This is a genomic window from Bradyrhizobium sp., assembly GCF_035273305.1.
In the GTDB taxonomy this organism is placed as follows: Bacteria; Pseudomonadota; Alphaproteobacteria; order Rhizobiales; family Xanthobacteraceae; genus Bradyrhizobium.
On the sequence record NZ_DATEPI010000106.1, the window covers coordinates 1 to 15,634 of the forward strand.

Genomic DNA, 15,634 nt, shown 5'->3' on the forward strand with positions numbered 1-15,634 from the left:
CAGACCGTTTAACTTTGGTGCGGAGGGTTCTGCGGCGGCGGCGTGCCTTCAGCGGGCTGCAATCCTGAATAGGCGACCTCGGGCGACGGCCCTGCCGGCGCGACATGGGCCGGCATGCCTTTCGGCACAGCGCGATTTGGCGACATCGATTCTGCGGCCGCGCCAACATTCACTGGATCAGGATCGATCCGAGCTGCGGGCGCACTTTCGACTTGTCGGCTGGCCGATCGGGTCGCGGCGGCCGGTTTGGCCGTTCCGCGGCGAGCGCGCAATGCGATTCCTGAGAGGAAATCCACCAGCGCCAATAGGGTCAGCAGGAAATAAGTCGACGTGCCGAACCTTGGCAGCAGCAGGAATTCGGCGGTGGCGCCGCCGAACACGATCAGCGACAGGAGATGATCAGTCAGGTATTTCCCGCCTGGACGGGACCCCTTCACGACCTCCAGCAGCAACAGCACGACACCAAGCGCGAGCAGGACATCACTCAGCGTGACCGACCACTCGGTGCCGGAGATCAGCGTCAGAGACAGAAGCGGCTCGACAAAGGAAACATCGCGCATCAGCAATGCGATGATGTTGTAGATCGCGAGCGGAATCAGCAGCAGCGGGAAACCGAGCATGGACATCGGGGCGAGGCCTTCTTTTCACGGCGGCCAATCCGCCGGGGTCCGCCGCCGGAAACCTGTGTATCTGACTCGTCCGCCGGATTGAGGCCGGCTTGTACTTGAGCCAGCGTGCGGCCCCCGCTTGCGTCAGGATTCCTTCTTCTTCAGAACCTGGCGACCCTTGTACATACCGCTCTTCAGATCGAGGTGATGGGGACGGCGCAACTCGCCGGAATCCTTGTCCTCGGCATAGGTCGGCTTCTTCAATGCATCCGCCGATCGGCGCATGCCACGCCGCGACGGCGATGTTTTTCTACGGGGAACGGCCATGTCGGTGTCCTCTAGGGGATGTTGTCGTGAGGCATCGTCCGAGCGGACGGCGAAGCGTTTTTGGCGCGAGCTGAGATGCCGATAAGGCCGCGCTTATAGAGGATGGGACAGCGCAAAGCTAGGGCGGCAATCTACCGAAATGGACCCAAATTGGCTCGATATGCGCGATTCTCGCTCCAGCACCGCTGCAGGCTGGCAGCCTGCGCCCGCGCCATGTAAGTCCCCGCCAGCCGGCGCACCCCCGGGCCCGGATTGCGGGCGCTGCGCTTGACCGGATTGGGGAGGATCGCTGCGAGCAATGCGGCTTCACGCGGCGACAGCGCCGAAGCGGGATGACCAAACGCATAGCTGGAACCGGTTTCCGCGCCGAACTGGCCGGTTGGACCGAGTTCGGCGACATTGAGATAGATTTCGAGGATGCGCTGTTTTGGCAGCACCAAATCGATCCAGAGCGCCAGCGGGAATTCCAGCGCTTTGCGGACCACGCTGCGGCCGGGCCAAAGGAAGAGATTCTTCGCCACCTGTTGCGTGATGGTCGACCCACCGCGGGTGACCTCCCCGTCCTCGGCGTCATCGATCACCTCGCGCAGCGCGCCCCAATCGATCCCGTGATGATTGCAGAACTTGGCATCCTCGGCCGCAACCACCGAACGAGGCAGAAACGGCGAGATCGCGCTGAAATCGACCCATTGACGCGCGACCGGCGCACCGGTCACCCAGCGCCAGGCCATCAGCGTCGAGACCGGATGACCGATGCGGTACAGCGGCGCGAGCAGATAGGGCAGCAGCAACACAGCCACCACGATTAGCAGCAAATTTCGGGCGAGGCGCAATATTGGCGGTTCTGGCTGGGTTGAGGGCGTATCCCGCAGCTGGATACGGTTTTGAACAGGGCGAAGTTGAGGTTAACAGAACCGAGGCCTTGTTAACGACTGTCGGTTTCCATCTCGCCCCAAAATCTTCCGGGCGTTCGGCGAGAACTGGTCGGCTCGGATCATAGTTCCGGTTTTCCAGTGGTTTTGAGGCCGGCCGCGCGGAATTGACGAAGGCTGTGCCATAACCGATTGTCCCGGCCAACCTGATCTGGAGCTGTTTTTGATGACGACCGGCACTGCGCTATCCGACTTCGCGAAACGACTGGACCGAACCGCGGAGGACACCGAAGCCTTGCTCGGGAAGCTGTTGTCCGACACTCTCTTGCCCGATGAAATCGCGCGGCCGAAACGCCTGATGGAGGCGATGCGCTATTCGAGCCTTGGCGGCGGCAAACGGCTGCGGCCTTTTCTGGTGGTCGAGAGTTCGGCCGTGTTCGGAGTTACGCGCGAGGCAGCGCTGCTGGCCGGCGCTGCGCTCGAATGCATCCACTGCTATTCGCTGATTCATGACGATTTGCCGGCAATGGACAACAGCGATCTGCGCCGCGGTCGGCCCACGCTGCACAAGAAGACCGACGACGCCACGGCTATCCTGGCCGGCGACGGGTTGTTGACGCTCGCGTTCGACATCATCACTCGCGACGAAATTCATAACGATCCAACCGTCCGGCTGTTGCTGACGCGGGCGCTGGCGCGCGCATCGGGCATCGGCGGCATGGTCGGCGGCCAAATGCTGGACCTCGCCGGCGAGGGCCGGTTCGGCGACCGCGAGCCGGTCGACGTGGCGCGGCTGCAGCAGATGAAAACCGGCGCGCTGTTGCGCTTCGCCTGCGTTGCCGGCGCCATCCTTGGCCAGTCCTCGCGGAAGCAATATCAGGCGCTCGACGATTATGGCCGGGCGCTCGGCGAAGCCTTCCAGATCGCGGACGACCTGCTCGACGTCGAAGGCGATGCCGCCGCGCTCGGCAAGCAAACCGGACAGGACGCGGCACTCGGGAAGACCACGTTCGTGACCCAGCTCGGGACCGAAGGCGCCAAGCAGCGCGTTCGTGACCTGCTGGCGCACGCCGATTCCGCGCTCGCAATCTTCGGCGCCAGGGGCGAGGTGCTGCGCGCCGCGGCGCTGTTCGTCGCCCATCGCAAGAACTGAAGGCGCCGGATGGCGAGACAGGAGCCCCAGGACCCCGTACTGCTCCGGTTCCGCAGCATGTGGCGGCCGGCACGCGTGGTTTATGCGCGGCCGCGTACTTTCTTTGCGGTGGCGGTCGGAATCGTATCGTTCTTTTTCGAACCGGAATCGCTGCGGCTGGTGACGCGCCTGTTGATCTCTTGGGACATCTTCGTCGCGCTTTACCTGCTTCTCGTTTACGCGATGGTGTTGAGCAGCGGGACGTCTCATATCCGCCGCAACGCCGTGCTGCAGGACGACGGCCGGTTTCTGATCCTGCTGGTGACCGCGCTCGGCGCGTTCGCAAGCATCGCCGCAATCGTGTCCGAGCTCGGGGCGGGGCATCGCAGCGCGCCGCAACTCGCGTTGGCCACGGTGACGATCGCCGTGACATGGGCCGCCGTGCACACCACCTTCGCATTGCATTATGCCCATGACTATTACCGCGGCGCTAAGCCGGGCGGCCTGCAGTTTCCGAGCGGTGACAAGGACGATCATGCCGATTACTGGGACTTCGTCTATTTCTCGTTCGTGATCGGAATGACCGCGCAGGTCTCTGATGTTGGCATCACCGACAAGACCATCCGCCGCACCGCCACCGCGCACGGCATCATTTCCTTTGTCTTCAATACCGCGCTGCTGGCGTTGATGGTCAACATCGCGGCGAGTGCCATCTAGATAGAAAGACACATCAGGGAGGCTGCCATGAGTCACGATCGTTCCAGCGTCGAAGCCGTGGTCCAGCACTATTTCGACGCGCTGTATGAAGGTGACGCAGAGAAGCTCGGCGAGGTCTTCCATCCCTCCGCGGATTTGCGCTGGCTCGAAAAGGGCGAGTTGCAGGTACTCGCCGTGCCGGACTGGCTGGATCGCGTCAGGAAGCGACCCTCGGCGCGCGCGCAAGGCAAACCGCGCGAGGATTTTGTTGTCACCATCGACCGCTCCGACGAGTCCACCGCTTTCATCAAAGTGCGCTGCCAATTGCCCCCGCGCTATTTCACCGACTATCTGGTGGCGATGAAGCTCAGCGATGGCTGGCAGATTGTCTCGAAATCTTATCGCTATGATTTGCGGGAATAGCCATCCTCCGCACCGGATTCCGCCGCATTGACGACGTCGCCGGTCCGGGCACACTGGACCGATACAGGAAACCGGATCGCCGTGGCAGCGACATTCCAGATCTTTCTGATTCTGCTGGCCGTGCTCGCGGGCACCGCGTTGCTGGCGCGCCGGCTCGACGTCGCTCCAGCCATCCTGTTGTTGCTGGCCGGCATCGCGCTCGCTTTTGTGCCGAGCATGCCGTCGCTCGAATTGCCGCCCGAACTGGTGCTGCTGCTGGTACTGCCGCCGCTGATCTATTCGGCCAGCGTCGCCATGAGCTGGCGCGAGTTCAAGTTCAACCTGCGGCCTATCGTTTTGCTGGCGGTCGGCTGCGTGATCTTTACCGCACTCGCGGTTGCTGCCGCCGCGCATTATGTGATGGGGCTGCCGTGGAGCATCGGATTCCTGCTCGGCGCCATTGTCGCGCCGCCCGACGTGGTCGCCCCGCTGGCGATCGCCCGCAAGCTTGCACTGCCGCGTCGAATTCTTGTCGTGCTCGAGGGCGAGGGATTAGCGAACGACGCCACCGCGCTGATCCTGTACCGGTTCGCGGTGGCGGCCATTACGACGGGCATGTTCTCGCTGCCGAAAGCCGCAGGAGAATTCGCCGTCATCGTCGCCGGTGAGCTGCTGTTTGGCGCCATGGTGGGCTGGCTCAGCCTGCGCGTACGCCAACGCGCGCGCGATCCGCAGATCGAGATCACGCTTTCCCTCATCACGCCCTACGTTGCCTATTGGGTGCCCGAGCATTTCGGCGGCTCCGGCGTGATCGCTACCGTTGCCTGCGGTCTCTACATAAGCTGGAACGGGCCGCTGCTGATCTCGTCCGCGACCCGCCTGCAGGGCATTTTCTTCTGGGACCTGGTGATTTACCTGATCGAGGGCATGCTGTTCCTGCTGACCGGCCTGCAGATGCGTTCGCTCTTCGAGAAATCCGCGGCCTTTCCGTTGCACGATATCCTGTTCGCGACCGCGCTGGTGACCGCGATGATCATCATCGCCCGCTTCGCCTGGGTGTTTCCGGGCACCTATCTGCCGCGGTTGTTGGAGCGCGTGCGCCGGCGCGATCCGTCGCCACCCTGGCAATGGGTATTCGTGCTTGCATTTACCGGCGTGCGCGGCGCGGTGTCGCTGGCGGCGGCGCTGGCATTGCCATTCGCCCTGCCCGGCGGCGAAGCGTTTCCATATCGCGACCTGATTCTGTTCGTCACGTTCGGCGTGATCCTGATCACGCTGGTCGGACTCGGGCTTGGCCTGCCGCTTGTGGTGCGCCTGCTCGGCATCTCGCAAGCCGGCCTTCATGAACATCGCGCCGAACTCGAATCGGAAATCGCCGCCCGTCGCGAGGCGCTTGGGGCGGCGCTCAAGTCCCTCGATGCCATCACCGATGACCGCGAGTTGTCGGATGAGGTAGTCAAACTCTTGCGTGCCCGGCATGAGACGCGCATCAACCAGCTCCCTGAATCGCTTGATCCCGGTGTGGACGACGTTTCGGCGGCCGGTATCGACCTGACGCGCGAGTTGATCGCTGCCGAGCGCAAGTTCATTCACGTCCTGCTACGCGACGGCAAAATCACCGACGAGACAAGGCGGCGGATCGAGCGCGATCTCGACTTGGAGGAGGCGAGCCTCGCCAATCGCGAATACCGCAAGACGCCAAGGTGAACGATCACGCCTTCACACTTACTCTGCGGCCGCAATGCTTGGTCGCCCGACAAATCCGTTCGGATCCCCGAAGCGCTCAATCATGACCTCAGGCAGGTCCTTGGCCTGATCGGTCACGCATGCGCCGGAGCGCACGGCGTATCGGTCCTGATGCGCAAGCTGCGGAGGGAGATTGCCCTGTTGCAGCGCGCGAGCGCTCTCCATCACCAGTTTTCGAAAATGCAATATGCCGAGATCGGTCGGGCCGAGATGTTCACGGGTACGATCGGCGATCGGTCCCTGGCTGTCCTGCACCGCCGCGTCCTGTTCGGACACGCCCTTGATGCCGGTGTAGCTCCTGGTTTTTTGCAGCTTGCGGTCGATCAGGTAGTCGTTCGACTTGTTGCGCAGCGGCACGTAATTGTCATCGACCTCGGCGATCACGCCATTGCCGCCGCCGTAAGCATCGCGCTCGGCCTGCGTCAACGGGCGCTCCGGATTCCAGGCATATGTGTAGATCCAGCAACTGGTATCGGTAACAGGCACAAAGCTCTGGCCGAAAATATTCTCGCCGGGCATCGCGCTCGGCGCATAGGAATGCACAGGCATCAGGAACTGTGCGACCCGCCAGTAGATGTTGTTCCCACCGGTGCGCCTGCCGCCACCGATCGTCAAGCCTGCCTCATGGGGGTTGATCTTGATGACCGGACGCGGGTCCTCCGCGATCCAGCGCATGTGATCGGAGCTCATTCGTGCAATCGGATTGACGAAGTGCTTCTTGATGTCGAGGACCTCATCCTCGTCCTTGTCGAAGCTCAGATGCGCAAACGTGAAATGCGCGGTATCGATCGATCCTTCCAGCGCCTGCACCCAGTTACAATCCTGCCACTTCTTCGAGACGTAGCGATGCGAGACCGGCACCAGCGCCATTTCCAGCGCAGGCAGATCCGGGATTTGGTTGGCCGGACCCATATAGGCCCAGATCATGTCGCCCCATTCGCGCACTGGATAGGACTTGATGCGGATCAGGTCTTTGGCATTGAGGTCGGGATAGGAGGTCGGCATGTCGACGCAGCGGCCGTCGGTATCGAATTTCCAGCCGTGATAGACGCATCGGATGCCGCACTCCTCGACGCGGCCGAGCCAGAGATTGGCGCCGCGGTGCGGACAATGCTGATCGATCACCCCGACCACGCCGCGCGAGTCGCGGAAGGCGAGCAGCTCTTCGCCCATGACCATGATCTTCCTGGGCGGCCCGTCCGGCTCAGGCAATTCTTCTGAGAGCAACACCGGTAGCCAGAATCGGCGCAGCAGCTCGCCCATGCCCGTTCCCGCGCCGCTTTCGGTCAGGAATTTGTTTTCCTCTGCACGGAGCATCGCGATCCTCCGGGGTGATTGATTTTTACCCAGCTTGGCGCAGGTGGCCGGACCCGTCAACGTCGGGCGGCCATGATTGATCATACGCATACGAGCCTGCATGGTTCGAGACGCGCCGCATCGAGATGCGCGAAGGTCGCTCTTTCATCGACGCTGAGTTGGCGCGCACCGCGTCCCCATTGTTGGCGAGCGAAGCTCCCTCTTTCTTCCCTCCCCCGTTTGTGGCCAAGACGAAGCTCACCCTTTCTTATCCCTCCCCCTTTTGTGGGGAGGGCGGCACATCGTGAGCGGAGCGAGCGATGTGACGGGTGGGGGCTGTTCGTGCTATGACGCATACCCCACCCGGCGCTTCGCGCCACCCTCCCCATAAAGCAGGGGAGAGATAAGAAAGAGCAGCCCGCGCCCCGCTTTCGGCCCACAAGTGGGAGGGATGAACACCGCCGATGCGGTGGTACTGCATGCAGTGACATCGGGACAGTTCACACCGCACCTCCGCGATCTCGCCGCGCATTTTCGCGCGAGTTTGCCAGTCGTAAAGCCTTCTGAAATTCAGAGGGCGTGGGGAATGCCGGGTGCTCGATGCACCCGCAGCCTCGCGTGGGAAAAAATAGAACCACACGAGCGTAGTCACCGTGGGTTCACCGGATTCACCCGGCATTCCCGCACACAATGGTTTTAACGGTTTCCTTCGTGCTCTTCCCGGTGATCGGGCTTGTTGTCACCGTCGCCAGCGGGATACTTCCCGCCAACTTGACGCCAGCGTCGAGGCGTCAGAACCACACGACTTCGCCGTCCGCATCACATGCCGTTCGTCAGCGGCACATCAGCGTCCATCGCATCCCGTCCCGCGTCCGTGACGATCGCGAGCGCCCCTTTGATGGGACGAGACGGCGCGGCTTATAGTTTTGATTTGGGGTAATCGCGAAGCGATATTTTTTGCAGATAGCGCTCTACTCGATGGAAGCCAGACGCAAAGTGATTTGCCCGTCGGGCGTTTCCTTAGCCAATTCCTCATGGCGAGGTGCGCGCAACGGCGCCCGCGCGCCACTAAGCCAAGCGGCGCATGATCACACCGGCCGCTCGCCCTTGACGGTGACGCGCGTACCGGCGCGGGTATGCGGCCAGTAATCCCACATCGCGCGATGTTGGGTACAGCGATTATCCCAGAACGCGATCGCATTTTCGCTCCAGCGGAAGCGGCACTGGAACAGCGGGTTCTCCATATGCTGATAGAGATAGGCCAGCACCGCATCACTCTCGTCTCGGGGAATCCCGAGGATATGACGGGTGAAGCCTCGGTTCACATACAGCGCCTTCTTGCCCGTCACCGGATGAGTGCGCACCACCGGATGCTCGGCGCTTGGATAGGAAGGCCGATCGGCAACGCCATAATTGGCGTAGAGCCCGCGATAGGTCGACTCGCCGTCATGCAGCGCGGTCAGCCCGTCGAGATAGGCTTTCATCCGCTCCGATAGCGACTCATAAGCCGCGTACATGCTGGCGAACAGGGTGTCGCCGCCGCGCGGCGGGCACTGGCGGATGTAGAGGATCGATCCCATCGGCGGTTCGAGATCGCAGGACACGTCGGTGTGCCAGCCCTCGCCATTGGCGCGCGGTGAATCCTTGTCGGCGTAAATCTTCATCAACGCGGGATCGTCACCCTCATGCGGCGCGGCGGGATGGATGTGCAGTTCGCCGAACCTGCGTCCGAAAGCGAGATGCTGCTGCGGGGTGATGTGCTGATCCCGGAAGAACACCACCAGATTTTCCGCCAGCGCGCGGTGGATCTCGTCCATCTGGCGGTTGGATCGCGAGTCCTCCGAGACCAGTCTGCCGATATCGACCCCGGATATCTCCGCGCCGATAATGGGCGTGAGCTTCTCGACCGCGATGGTTTCGTACGGTTCTTCTTCGCCGGACGTATGGCGATAGCGTGGGCCTTGCTTGCTGGCGAGCGAATTCATCGGGCGACCTCCGGCGAGTGGCTTTGCGCCGAGCCTAGCCGGTAAGAGGTCGCCGGTCACGCCCTCGCATGACCGCTGCGAATTATTCGGCGGCGGTCGGCTTGGCGCCAGCGCCGTAACGCTGGTCGATGTAGTCGATGACCAACGCCTTGAACTCGGCTGCGATCGTCGGGCCGCGCAGGGTGCGGAACTTCTTGCCATCAACGAACACCGGAGCCGCCGGCGCCTCGCCGGTCCCCGGCAGCGAAATGCCGATATTGGCATGCTTGGACTCGCCCGGACCGTTAACGATGCAACCCATCACCGCGACGTTCAGCTCCTCCACCCCAGGATATTGCGTCTTCCAACCCGGCATTTCATCGCGGATGAAATCCTGGATCGAGCGCGCCAGCTCCTGGAAGGTCGTCGAGGTCGTGCGACCGCACCCCGGGCATGCCGCGACCAGCGGCACGAAGGTGCGGAAGCCCATCGTTTGCAGCAGTTCCTGGGCAACCTGCACTTCGAGCGTGCGATCGCCGCCGGGTTCAGGTGTCAGCGAAATCCGTATGGTGTCGCCGATGCCATCCTGCAGCAGAATGCCTAGCGCGGCGGATGAAGCGACGATGCCCTTCGATCCCATGCCGGCTTCGGTCAAGCCAAGGTGAATCGCGTAATCCGAACGGGACGCGAGTTCCTTGTACACCGCGATCAAATCCTGCACCGCCGACACTTTCGCCGACAGGATCATCTTGTTTTTGGGCATGCCGATCTCTTCGGCGCGGGCCGCCGAGAGCAGCGCCGACTGCACCATCGCCTCGCGGGTCACGGCGCGCGCGTCCAGCGGGTCCGGCGACTTGGCGTTGTCTTCCATCAGTCTGGTCAGCAGTTCCTGATCGAGCGAACCCCAATTGGCGCCGATCCGCACCGGCTTGTTGTTCTTGATCGCAATCTCGATGATGTCCGTGAATTGGCTGTCGCGCTTGTTCTTGAAACCGACATTGCCCGGGTTGATCCGGTATTTATCGAGCGCTTCGGCGCAGGCCGGGTAATCGGCCAGCAGCTTGTGGCCGATATAATGGAAGTCGCCGATCAACGGCGTGGTGATCCCACGCTTGCGGAGCGCATCCCGGATATGGGGAACGGCGGCCGCGGCCTCATCACGGTCGACCGTGATCCGCACCAATTCGGAGCCGGCGCGCGAAAGTGCCGCAATCTGCTCCACGGTCCCGGCGACATCGGCGGTGTCGGTGTTGGTCATGGACTGCACCACGATCGGGGCGCCGCCGCCGACCGCTACGTTGCCGACCATGACCTGGGTTGTGGCGTGCCGGGATTTCGGGCCGGCCACATCGCTCTGCGGCGGATTTACGGGCTTGTTCATGGGCTCTCGGATATCAGGTTTTTGTGACATTCAGCAATGGATCAATCGGAACCGGGCTGGCCGGGCCGCGCCGGTTAACGAGATAAAGCCCGGCAATTACCAGCAGCGCCGCGGCGCCAAAGGCCAGGCTCATGGTGTCATGGAGGATGAAATAGCTAGCCAGGACGCCAAACAAAGGGGTGATAAAGGTAAATGCCGATAATTTGCTGGCCGAATAGCTCTTGACCAGCTCAAACCAGACCAAAAACGTCAATCCGACCACCCAAACCGCTTGATACACCATCAGCGACAGCGCCAACGGACCGGGAACCCGGGTCAGATTTTCGCCGAAAACCCAGGCAGCCATCCCCAGAATCGGAACCGACAGCGCGACCTGATAAGCCAGCCCTTTTTCCGCCGGAGCCTTGATCAGCGCCGTCGCCTTAACGACCAACGTTGAGGCTCCCCACAGCGCGCCGCCCCCGACCACCATCAAGTCGCCCAGCAGCACGTTGGCATCGACGTCCGCCTGGGGAATGCCGATCGCAAGCGCCACGCCCGCAAAGCAGAGCGCAAGGCCGCCCCACTGTGAGGCGCGCAAGCGCTCGCCGAGAAACAGAAATGAGCCGAACGCCACAAAGAACGGCGCGGTATAGAGAAACACCACCGCGCGTGAAGCCGAGGTCAGCAGCAGGCCGCGATAGATGAGCAAGAACTCGAAGCCGAAAATGACTCCCGCGAGCAGTCCGGCGCGCAATGTGCCGTCACGTTCGAACATTTTGACGCCGCGTATGCGCGCGATCAAAAACAACACGATCAGCGCGCCCGCGGACCGGATCGTCGCCTGCAGCATTGGAGGTATGTCGGGCAGCGCCAGCTTGACCGCGACCTGGTTGAAGCCCCAGCTCAGGCACAGCACGAGCATGAGCGCTACCGCGCCAGGGCTGAGCGGACGCCCTGCCGTTGGGGTCGTCAATTGCTGTGAGGAAGACATCAAACCTCGTTATCCGGCTTGCCGCCGTGTTGTTGGGGCATGATCGCAACATCTGCCTTTCGGTGTATGGAAAGTATTGCCGAAATCCGATCAGGCTTTCTGGCAGTGCGCGCAAATGCCGGTGATTTCAACGACCGATAGCTTTGGCGCGAATCCGGCTGCGCGCGTGGCGGCGCCGAGGCTCTGCGCGATCGTGGCCGCCGGAATTTCGCCAACCGAACCGCAGGCCTCGCAGATCAGAAATGCGACCATCGCCGCCATGTCATGATCATGGCCGCACGCGAGATAGGCGTTCCGGCTCTCGATGCGGTGGACCAATCCATTTTCCATCAGGAAATCGAGTGCGCGATAGACGGTGATCGGAGCCGGCCGCGGCATCGATTTGGCGAGCTCGTCGATTACTTCGTAAGCGCCCAGCGGACGATGACTGGACAACAGCGCCTGCAGCACCTGTCGGCGAACCGGCGTGAATTTCTGGGAGCGTATTTGGCAAACCCGTTCGGCATGCTCGATCCCATCCGCGGCGCAGCGGCGGTGATCGTGATCCGGCGCGGGAAATGCAGGTTTAGTCAGGGTCATGAATAGAGGCGGTCAAAGCTGTCGGTTGGCGCGCTGCATCTGCCCATCAGTTTCCGTTGGAAATTGGCTGGGCATCCCTCTCTAGCATTTTACCGGACCGATCCCAAATGGCGCTCGCGAATGTACCGAGCGGAGCCATGTGCTCGCGACAGGTCAGCTTTCTGTTAACTGGCTGTGCGAAAATCATAAGCTAGCTTATTATATCTAAAGCTTATGAGAGGACCTCCGATGGCCCGCGGTTCCGTCGACATGAACTTTCTTTTCACGCTCGCCGAGTTGCAACGGCTGGTGCGCGCCTATGCAGATAAGCAGGCCGCGCGCTACGGAATTACGCGCGCCCAATGGGCGGTATTGGCCAAGATCGAACGCGCCGAGGGGCTCAAGCAGTCCGAACTCGCGGAACAAATGGAAATGCAGCCGATCACGCTTACGCGACTGATCGACCGTCTCTGCGAGAATGGCTGGATTGAGCGTCGCGGCGATGAAACCGATCGCCGGGTCAATCGGCTTTATCTCCGCAAGGGCGCGCGGCCCCTGCTCGGCAAACTGAGCGGCCTACGCTCCGAGCTGACCGCGACCGCCCTCGAAGGCATCAATCCGGCGGATGCACACCGATTGCTGGCTCAACTGGAAGCCATCAAGGAAAACGTGCGCAACGCCATTCAGAATGCGCCGGTCGAACCGGCACGGAAGGAACCGCGATATGGCTGAACCGGTACTGAAATTTCAGCCCGAACAAAAGGGTAATCCGCCGGAGGCACCTCGGAAAAAACTTGCCGCAGAGCCGCGTCGCCGATTCATGGCCGGCCTGCGACGGTACCGCCGCGTGCTGTTGCTTGTGGTGCTGCCATTGGTCGCCGTGACTGCGGGATTGGTGTTCTATCTGCAAGGCGGACGTTACGTGACGACCGATGACGCTTACGTCGGCGCACAGAAAGTTCTGATCACGCCGGACATCTCCGGCAAGATCGTCAAAGTCGCGGTGAAGGAAGGCCAGACCGTATCCACTGGCGATATCCTGTTCCAGATCGACCCGGTGCCGTTCCAGCTCGCCGTGTCGCAGGCACGGGCGAAGCTGGATGACGCCAAAACGAGCCACGACAATTACGTTGATAACGTCAAGCTCTACAATCAGACGATCGAGCTCGTAAACGCTGGTGTGGCGCTTAAACAGCGCGACGTCGATCGCAAAACCGCGCTCGTGAAAAACAATTACGGCTCGCAGCTCGATCTCGATAACGCCGCCACGGCGCTGGTCACGGCGCAAGCGCAGCTCCAACTTGTAAAGCAGCAAAAATCAGCGGCGCTCAACCAACTGCTCGGAAATCCCGAGCTGCCGCTGGACCAGTTTCCCGCTTATATCCAGGCCAAGGCTGCGCTTGACGACGCGGAGCGAAACCTCGCGCTGACAACGGTTCGCGCGCCCATGGACGGCGTTGCGACCCAGGTCGATCAGATTCAGCTCGGGCGCTTCATCGCGGCCGGCACGCCAGTGTTCAGCATCATCGACATTTCAAATCCGTGGGTCGATGCCAATCCGAAAGAATCCGACTTCACCTATGTTTCAGTCGGTCAGCCGGTCACGATCGATGTCGATGCTTTTCCGAATCACGTTTTCAAGGGCACTGTTGGCTCGCTGAGCCCGGGCACCGGAGCGCAATTCGCGATCCTGCCGCCGCAAAACGCCACCGGTAATTTCGTCAAGGTGGTGCAGCGCGTGCCGATCCGAATCTATTTCGACCGCAACGACAAGTATGTGCGAAAGCTGAAGGCCGGCATGAGCGCCTACACCTCGATCGATACCGGGCATCATCGTTCGCTTGCCGCACTATTGGGCTTCGCGCCCGCAGTGGCGGCAAAGGAATAATCCAGCATGAGCACGGCGTCCGCATCACCCGTCGCCGTTCCAGGCCTGCGCCGGAACATGGTGACCATCTGCGCCATGACCGCGACGATTATGCAGGCGCTGGACACCACGATTGCCAACGTCGCATTGCCCTACATGCAGGGCACGCTGTCGGCCTCGCAGGACCAGATCAACTGGGTGCTGACCTCCTATATCGTCGCCGCCGCGATCATGACGGCGCCAGTGGGCTGGATCGCCAACCGCTTTGGGCGCAAGCGGATCTTCATTCTATGCTCCGGCGGCTTTACGGTTGCTTCGGTGCTGTGCGGACTGGCGCAGGACATCAATCAGATGGTGTTGTTTCGCCTGTTGCAGGGCATGTTCGGCGCGGCGCTGGTGCCGCTGTCGCAAGCGGTGATGCTCGATACCTACGCATTGCACGAGCGCGCCAAGGCGATGTCGATCTGGGGCATGGGCGTGATGATGGGCCCGATCATGGGGCCGTCGCTCGGCGCTTGGCTGACCGAGACCTATTCCTGGCACTGGGTGTTCTTTGTCAATCTGCCGTTCGGCGTGTTCACCGTGCTCGGACTGCTGGTGTTCATGGACGAGACCAAAAAGAACTTCGATCTGCGGTTCGACTGGTTCGGATTCTTTGCGCTCGCCGTCGGCATCGGCGCCTTGCAAATCGCGCTCGACCGAGGCGAACAGCTCGGTTGGCTGGAATCAAACGAAATTATCGCCGAGTTCATCGTCTCCGCGGCCGGCTTTTACTATTTCTTCGCGCATTCGTTTACGACCGACAAGCCGTTCATCCAGTTCGCGATCTTCAAGGACCGGAATTTCATCGGCGGCTGCGTGTTCATGACCGTCATGGGCTTGGTGCTGTTCTCGACCATGGCGCTGGCCTCGCCCTATCTGCAGAACGTGATCGGCTATCCGATCATCACCGCCGGGATGTTGCTGGCGAGCCGCGGCTGCGGCACTTTCGTCGCCATGATGATGGTCGGCCGCTTGATGCGTCACATCGAGGCGCGCACGCTGATCATCACCGGTCTCGGCCTAACCGGGCTTTCGCTGTTCTACATGACCGGCTGGACAGACCAGACCGGCGTGCCCGAGATCGTGACGCTGAGCATCGTGCAGGGGTTTGGATTCGGCCTGGTGTTCGTGCCCCTGAGCACGGTGGCGTTCCTGACGCTGCCGAACAATCTGCGCACCGACGGCACCTCGATGCTGACCTTGCTGCGCAACGTCGCAAGCTCGATCGGCATCTCCATCGTCATCGCCCAACTGACGGAAGGATCGCGGCGCGTCTATGCCGTTTTGTCCGAGCACATCAACCCGTTCAACCACGCGCTGCAGATGCCGGACGTTAGCAGCATCATCAATCTTACCAGCGACAAGGGGCGGGCAATGGCTGACGTCATGGTCTCGCTGCAAGCGCAGATCATCGCGTTCTCGCAGGACTACCAGATGGTCATGCTCTTTACACTTTGCGCCATTCCGCTGGCGATCATGATCGGCTCGACCAAGCTCGCGTTGCGCAAGCAGTCGCTGGCCCCGGAACATTCGGTGATGGAATAGCGTCGTGCCATTCGCCGCGCCCGTCCCGCGGGCGCGGCGACGATGCACTGATGTTGACTGAGCCCCGCTCAGTTCAGCTTCTCGATCGCCATCGCGACGCCCTGGCCTACTCCGACACACATCGTTGCCAGCGCGCGCTTGCCGCCGCGCTTCTCCATGCCGTGCACCGCCGTCATCGCGAGGCGGGCGCCGCTCATGCCGAGGGGATGACCGAGCGCAATCGCG

At 61.8% G+C, this 15,634-nt stretch carries 15 protein-coding genes and 1 pseudogene; 7 read left to right on the plus strand and 9 right to left on the minus strand.

Translation table 11 applies throughout. From position 1 onward, the window contains the following. Window positions 1-8: 8 nt before the first annotated feature. The 3 genes from VJV58_RS07085 to mtgA all read right to left on the minus strand — a co-directional run bounded on the left by VJV58_RS07085 (window position 9) and on the right by mtgA (window position 1,768). A complete protein-coding gene (locus VJV58_RS07085) occupies window positions 9-626 on the minus strand; it encodes a hypothetical protein (protein ID WP_324136628.1) in 618 nt (205 codons plus the stop codon). A 126-nt stretch (window positions 627-752) separates the two neighbouring features. Next, the gene (rpmF, locus tag VJV58_RS07090; RefSeq protein ID WP_324136629.1) at window positions 753-935 is read right to left on the minus strand and encodes a 50S ribosomal protein L32; all 183 of its coding nucleotides are present in this window, start codon (window positions 933-935) and stop codon (window positions 753-755) included. Window positions 936-1,066: 131 nt separating this feature from the next. Beyond that, complete coding sequence (mtgA, locus tag VJV58_RS07095; RefSeq protein ID WP_324136630.1) at window positions 1,067-1,768, minus strand: monofunctional biosynthetic peptidoglycan transglycosylase; 702 nt, start codon at window positions 1,766-1,768, stop codon at window positions 1,067-1,069. A 265-nt stretch (window positions 1,769-2,033) separates the two neighbouring features. Here mtgA and VJV58_RS07100 point away from each other — a divergent pair, with 265 nt between their 5' ends. The 4 genes from VJV58_RS07100 to VJV58_RS07115 all read left to right on the plus strand — a co-directional run bounded on the left by VJV58_RS07100 (window position 2,034) and on the right by VJV58_RS07115 (window position 5,744). Continuing rightward, window positions 2,034-2,960 (plus strand): farnesyl diphosphate synthase, encoded by a 927-nt coding sequence (locus VJV58_RS07100; protein WP_324136631.1) that lies wholly within the window; start codon window positions 2,034-2,036, stop codon window positions 2,958-2,960. Between the two features lie 9 nt (window positions 2,961-2,969). After that, entirely contained in the window at window positions 2,970-3,656 is a 687-nt protein-coding gene (locus VJV58_RS07105; RefSeq protein WP_324136632.1) for a DUF1345 domain-containing protein, read from the plus strand. A 27-nt stretch (window positions 3,657-3,683) separates the two neighbouring features. Beyond that, on the plus strand, window positions 3,684-4,058 hold the full coding sequence (locus VJV58_RS07110; RefSeq protein ID WP_324136633.1) for a nuclear transport factor 2 family protein: 375 nt from the start codon (window positions 3,684-3,686) through the stop codon (window positions 4,056-4,058). 81 nt (window positions 4,059-4,139) lie between these two features. Then, a complete protein-coding gene (locus VJV58_RS07115; protein WP_324136634.1) occupies window positions 4,140-5,744 on the plus strand; it encodes a Na+/H+ antiporter in 1,605 nt (534 codons plus the stop codon). A gap of 18 nt (window positions 5,745-5,762) precedes the next feature. Here VJV58_RS07115 and VJV58_RS07120 read toward each other — a convergent pair whose 3' ends face one another. From VJV58_RS07120 to VJV58_RS07140, 5 genes are all read right to left on the minus strand, one after another. Further along, window positions 5,763-7,100 (minus strand): Rieske 2Fe-2S domain-containing protein, encoded by a 1,338-nt coding sequence (locus tag VJV58_RS07120; RefSeq protein WP_324136635.1) that lies wholly within the window; start codon window positions 7,098-7,100, stop codon window positions 5,763-5,765. Between the two features lie 1,067 nt (window positions 7,101-8,167). Beyond that, window positions 8,168-9,064: a TauD/TfdA dioxygenase family protein gene (locus VJV58_RS07125; protein ID WP_324136636.1), complete on the minus strand. Its 897-nt coding sequence runs from the start codon at window positions 9,062-9,064 to the stop codon at window positions 8,168-8,170. Window positions 9,065-9,146: 82 nt separating this feature from the next. Continuing rightward, window positions 9,147-10,424, minus strand: coding sequence for a flavodoxin-dependent (E)-4-hydroxy-3-methylbut-2-enyl-diphosphate synthase (gene ispG / locus VJV58_RS07130; protein ID WP_324136637.1), 1,278 nt, complete (start codon window positions 10,422-10,424; stop codon window positions 9,147-9,149). Window positions 10,425-10,437: 13 nt separating this feature from the next. Further along, on the minus strand, window positions 10,438-11,397 hold the full coding sequence (locus VJV58_RS07135; protein WP_324136638.1) for a DMT family transporter: 960 nt from the start codon (window positions 11,395-11,397) through the stop codon (window positions 10,438-10,440). 90 nt (window positions 11,398-11,487) lie between these two features. After that, window positions 11,488-11,976 carry a Fur family transcriptional regulator gene (locus VJV58_RS07140; protein WP_324136639.1) on the minus strand — a complete coding sequence of 163 codons (489 nt, stop codon included), beginning with the start codon at window positions 11,974-11,976 and terminating at the stop codon, window positions 11,488-11,490. Window positions 11,977-12,204: 228 nt separating this feature from the next. Between VJV58_RS07140 and VJV58_RS07145 the strand changes: the two genes are divergently transcribed. The 3 genes from VJV58_RS07145 to VJV58_RS07155 are packed head-to-tail and all read left to right on the plus strand — an operon-like array spanning window position 12,205 to window position 15,409. After that, window positions 12,205-12,687 (plus strand): MarR family transcriptional regulator, encoded by a 483-nt coding sequence (locus tag VJV58_RS07145; protein ID WP_324136640.1) that lies wholly within the window; start codon window positions 12,205-12,207, stop codon window positions 12,685-12,687. Then, complete coding sequence (locus VJV58_RS07150) at window positions 12,680-13,843, plus strand: HlyD family secretion protein (protein ID WP_324136641.1); 1,164 nt, start codon at window positions 12,680-12,682, stop codon at window positions 13,841-13,843. Before VJV58_RS07145 ends, VJV58_RS07150 begins: the two co-directional genes overlap by 8 nt. Window positions 13,844-13,849: 6 nt before the next feature. After that, window positions 13,850-15,409 carry an MDR family MFS transporter gene (locus VJV58_RS07155; protein ID WP_324136642.1) on the plus strand — a complete coding sequence of 520 codons (1,560 nt, stop codon included), beginning with the start codon at window positions 13,850-13,852 and terminating at the stop codon, window positions 15,407-15,409. Between the two features lie 68 nt (window positions 15,410-15,477). Here the strand turns inward: VJV58_RS07155 and VJV58_RS07160 are convergent. Beyond that, window positions 15,478-15,634 (minus strand): annotated as a pseudogene (locus VJV58_RS07160) (3-oxoadipyl-CoA thiolase); the annotation flags it as partial.

Bases quoted from the DNA above. Each gene is read 5' to 3' on its own strand.
- ispG (WP_324136637.1), bottom strand. From the start codon at position 10,424: ATGAACAAGCCCGTAAATCCGCCGCAGAGCGATGTGGCCGGCCCGAAA.
- VJV58_RS07120 (WP_324136635.1), bottom strand. From the start codon at position 7,100: ATGCTCCGTGCAGAGGAAAACAAATTCCTGACCGAAAGCGGCGCGGGA.
- VJV58_RS07155 (WP_324136642.1), top strand. From the start codon at position 13,850: ATGAGCACGGCGTCCGCATCACCCGTCGCCGTTCCAGGCCTGCGCCGG.
- VJV58_RS07110 (WP_324136633.1), top strand. From the start codon at position 3,684: ATGAGTCACGATCGTTCCAGCGTCGAAGCCGTGGTCCAGCACTATTTC.
- VJV58_RS07105 (WP_324136632.1), top strand. From the start codon at position 2,970: ATGGCGAGACAGGAGCCCCAGGACCCCGTACTGCTCCGGTTCCGCAGC.
- rpmF (WP_324136629.1), bottom strand. From the start codon at position 935: ATGGCCGTTCCCCGTAGAAAAACATCGCCGTCGCGGCGTGGCATGCGC.
- VJV58_RS07085 (WP_324136628.1), bottom strand. From the start codon at position 626: ATGTCCATGCTCGGTTTCCCGCTGCTGCTGATTCCGCTCGCGATCTAC.
- VJV58_RS07125 (WP_324136636.1), bottom strand. From the start codon at position 9,064: ATGAATTCGCTCGCCAGCAAGCAAGGCCCACGCTATCGCCATACGTCC.
- VJV58_RS07145 (WP_324136640.1), top strand. From the start codon at position 12,205: ATGGCCCGCGGTTCCGTCGACATGAACTTTCTTTTCACGCTCGCCGAG.
- VJV58_RS07135 (WP_324136638.1), bottom strand. From the start codon at position 11,397: ATGTCTTCCTCACAGCAATTGACGACCCCAACGGCAGGGCGTCCGCTC.
- VJV58_RS07140 (WP_324136639.1), bottom strand. From the start codon at position 11,976: ATGACCCTGACTAAACCTGCATTTCCCGCGCCGGATCACGATCACCGC.
- VJV58_RS07100 (WP_324136631.1), top strand. From the start codon at position 2,034: ATGACGACCGGCACTGCGCTATCCGACTTCGCGAAACGACTGGACCGA.
- VJV58_RS07150 (WP_324136641.1), top strand. From the start codon at position 12,680: ATGGCTGAACCGGTACTGAAATTTCAGCCCGAACAAAAGGGTAATCCG.